Genomic DNA, 3,667 nt, shown 5'->3' on the forward strand with positions numbered 1-3,667 from the left:
AGCCCAGCCCCGCCAAGGCGCTGACGATCTCGCGCACCTTCGACGGAGCCCTGAGCCTCAAGCAGCTGGAAGAGAAGATCCGCGACGACACCGTCGCCGCCGACGGCCGCATCGAGGGCTCGCTGTACGAGAGCGCCCAGAAGCTTGGGGCCACGCCGACCATCACCGCCCAGGTGGTCAAGCTGTTCGCCCACAAGCTGGACTTCCAGCGCGACATCCAACCCGGCGACGACTTCAAGCTGGTGTTCGACCGCAAGATCACCGAGAGCGGCAAGACCGTCGAGGTCGGCGACCTACGCTATGCCGAGCTGCACGGAGTGAAGTTCTACCGCTTCGAGCGGCCGCAGGGCGACGTCGAGTACTTCGACCAGTTCGGCAAGAACATCAAAGGGTTCCTGCTTCGCACCCCTGTCGACGGCGCGCGCATCACCTCCCTCTTCGGCCTGCGCCGGCATCCGATCCTGGGCTACACCCGCGCCCACCAGGGGATCGACTTCGGCGCCGGCGCGGGCACGCCGATCCTGGCCGCGGGCGACGGGGTGGTGGCCGAGGCCGGGCGCAAGGGCGGCTACGGCAACTGGCTGCGCATCCACCACGACGGGACCTGGGACACCGGCTACGGCCACATCTCGCGCTTCGCGCCGGGCGTCCGCCCCGGGGTGCGCGTCCGCCAGGGCCAGGTGGTGGCCTATGTCGGGGCCACCGGCCTGGCGACCGGGCCGCACCTGCACTACGAGATCTTCCGCCGCGGCGAGCGGGTGAACCCGCTGAGCGCCAAGGTCCCGCAAGGCACGGTGCTCGCCGGCCGCGAACTGAAGCGCTTCAGGGCGGAGAAGGCCGAAGTCGACGCCCTGCTCGCGGCGCAGGCGAAGCCTGAGACGCTTGCGATGGATGACAGCGGCCAAGCGCTGCGTCGGTAGGACCTACGCACGGCGCTTTTGACCGCGATCAAGGCCGTTGTACAAAAACGGATTAGGCCATCCTTGCCGCTCGCCATCCGGGTGGGTCGTCGCGCGACATCTTCCCGCCCCTGCCCGGACTGCGGCGGCAGGGAGAACGGCCATGCCGCAAGCGCGCAACCGGGTCGTCCAGATCAGGGACTTCGGCGGCCCTGAGCACCTGCAGGTGGTGGAAGCGCCGATGCCGATGGCGGCGCCGGGCGAGGTCCGCGTCCGCGTCCTCGCCTCGAGCCTGGTCTACACCGACGTGGTGATCCGCCGTCACCTTTATCCCCAGACCGTAGGCCTGCGTCCGCCCTTCACGCTCGGCTACGACGTGGTTGGGGTCATCGACCAACTGGGCGAGGGAGTGACCGGCTTCCGGATCGGCGATCGCGTCGCCGACATGACGGTCATCGGTTCCAACGCGGCCTACCGCACTCTGCGCGCCAAGGACCTGACCGTCGTCCCGGCCGGGGTCGACGCCGCCGAGGCCGCGACCATGATCCTCAGTTGGACGACGGCCTACCAACTGCTGCACCGCCTGGCGAGGGTCCGGCGTGGCCAGCAGGTCCTGGTCCAAGGCGCCGCTGGCGCAGTTGGACAAGCGCTGGTGACTCTGGGCAAGATGGCCGGCCTGGAGGTGTGGGGAACCGCCAGCGGTGAACAGGTCCCCCTCGTGCACGAGCTGGGCGCAACCGCGATCGACTACCAGCGGGAAGACTTCACGCAGGCGCTGCCTGGCGGCTTCGACATCGTGTTCGACGGCGTCGGCGAGCAGGGCGGCAGGCGCGCGCTCGCGGCCCTCAGGCGCGGCGGGCTGCTCTGCGCCTACGGCTACACCTCGGCAGTCCAGGGCCACCGCCGCCTGCCAGCCATCCTGGGAATGATGGCGCGCCTGCATCTTTCCGGATGGATCCGCGGCAAGCGTGTCCGCCTCTACTCGATCAACCTCATGCGGGCGCGGCGCCCGACCTGGTTCAAGGGCGATCTGGCGCTGCTGTTCCACCTGCTGGAGACCGGCGCCGTTCGGCCCCGCGTGGCCGAGAGGCTCGCCTTCGGGCAGGTCGCCGACGCACACCGCCGCCTCGAGGCGGGCGGTCTCCAGGGCAAGCTCGTCCTGTGCCCTGATCTTCCGGAGCTGCCGGGCGGCCGGGCGACGCCGGAAACGGTGGCGGCGCAGGCCGGCGAAGCGCTATCCCCAGGCTGGCGCCCGCGGCGTCCCTGCGGTTAGGTTTCCGTTCCGCAAACGGAAACAGTCCCCTTGGCCAGAAGCCTCACCAGCCAATACGCCGAGCTCACGCGCCAGCGCCTCGCCGCCCTGCCGGCCGAGCCGTCGCCGGAGGAGCTGAACGAGGTGCTGCGCACGCTTGGCCGCTGGCGCTCGCGGATGCTGGCCAACACCTTCCTGGCGCGTGAAGGCGCGCGCGTGCGCGGCGGCCTGTTCGCCGGTATGGAGTACGTCAGCGAGGCCACCGAAGGCGCGCTGATCCCGCGCCTGCTCGGCACCTACGAATCCGAGCTGCATCCCTACTTCAAGGCCTTCGCCGAGGCCGGCGTCGAGACGGTGATCGATGTCGGCTGCGCCGAGGGCTATTATGCGGTCGGCCTGGCGCGGCTGATGCCGCAGGCGAGCGTGCACGCCTTCGACATCGACGAGGCGGCGCGCACGGCCTGCGCCGAGCTCGCCGCCAAGAACGCCGTGGCGGACCGCGTCCGCATCGGCGGCGCCTTCGCGCCCGAGGGCTTCGAGGCCTTCGCCGGCCGCAAGGTGCTGGTGATGGTCGACGCCGAGGGCGCCGAGCTCGACATCCTGCGGCCTGACCTCTCGCCCGCGCTCGCCGGCATGAGCCTCGTCGTCGAGACCCACGACGTCTATCGCCGCGGCGTCATGGAGGAGCTGGTCCGCCGCTTCGCCCCGACCCACCAGATCGTCGCGGTCCGCCAGCAGCCCAAGGCCTTCGACATGCCCGAATGGCTGCGGGCGCTGCCGCACCTCGACCAGCTGCTGGCGGTCTGGGAATGGCGTCTGGGGCCCACACCCTGGCTGGTGATGCGGCCGAAGGGCTGATCCGCCCGCCCCTCCAAAAGCAGTCGACAGGGCGCGCGCCTCGCCGCATGAGAAGGCCTATCGCGGGGGACGGATGGACGAAAGCCGGCGCACAGCAAGCGAAGTCCCCGGGACCGCCAGGGCCGGCAAGGCCGGAGAAGTCTTCCTCGCGTTCCTGCAGCAGGGCTTCACCGCATTCGGCGGGCCGGTCGCGCACCTCGGCTACTTCCGGCGCGAGTTCGTCGAGCGGCGCGGCTGGGTGAGCGAGGGCGCCTTCGCCGATCTGCTGGCGCTCGCCCAGTTCCTTCCCGGCCCGGCCTCGAGCCAGCTGGCGATGGCCATCGGCCAGCGCCGAGCCGGCGCGGCGGGCCTGTTGGCCGCCTGGATCGGCTTCACCCTGCCGGCCGCCCTGGCGATGATCCTCCTGTCCTACCTGACGCCGTTGCTCAGCGCGACCTGGGGCGGGGGATGGCGGCACGGGCTGAAGGTCGCCGCCGCGGCGATCGTCGCCCAGGCCCTGCTCGCCATGGCCCGCAGCCTGGCGCGCGGCCCGATCCGCGCGGGCATGGCGATCGGCGCCGCCGCCGGCCTGCTCTTCGGCCACGGCGGCCCGGTCGCGCAGCTCTTCGTCATCCTGGCCGGCGCGGCCTTCGGCTCCCTGATCGCCGCACCGCCGCTG

4 protein-coding genes are annotated in these 3,667 nt (G+C 71.2%); all 4 read left to right on the forward strand.

Annotated elements, in window-relative coordinates; genetic code table 11:
• Positions 1-920, forward strand: a 920-nt coding sequence (locus VJS38_RS07180) for a M23 family metallopeptidase (RefSeq protein ID WP_324087468.1), incomplete at its 5' end; no start/stop codon positions are given.
• 142 nt (positions 921-1,062) lie between these two features.
• The gene (locus tag VJS38_RS07185) at positions 1,063-2,172 is read left to right on the forward strand and encodes a medium chain dehydrogenase/reductase family protein (protein ID WP_324087469.1); all 1,110 of its coding nucleotides are present in this window, start codon (positions 1,063-1,065) and stop codon (positions 2,170-2,172) included.
• A 30-nt stretch (positions 2,173-2,202) separates the two neighbouring features.
• Positions 2,203-3,009: a methyltransferase domain-containing protein gene (locus tag VJS38_RS07190; protein WP_324087470.1), complete on the forward strand. Its 807-nt coding sequence runs from the start codon at positions 2,203-2,205 to the stop codon at positions 3,007-3,009.
• Between the two features lie 73 nt (positions 3,010-3,082).
• A partial coding sequence (locus VJS38_RS07195; protein ID WP_324087471.1) for a chromate transporter occupies positions 3,083-3,667 on the forward strand: 585 nt, incomplete at its 3' end.

Source organism: Phenylobacterium sp., from assembly GCF_035276905.1.
Lineage (GTDB): Bacteria > Pseudomonadota > Alphaproteobacteria > Caulobacterales > Caulobacteraceae > Phenylobacterium.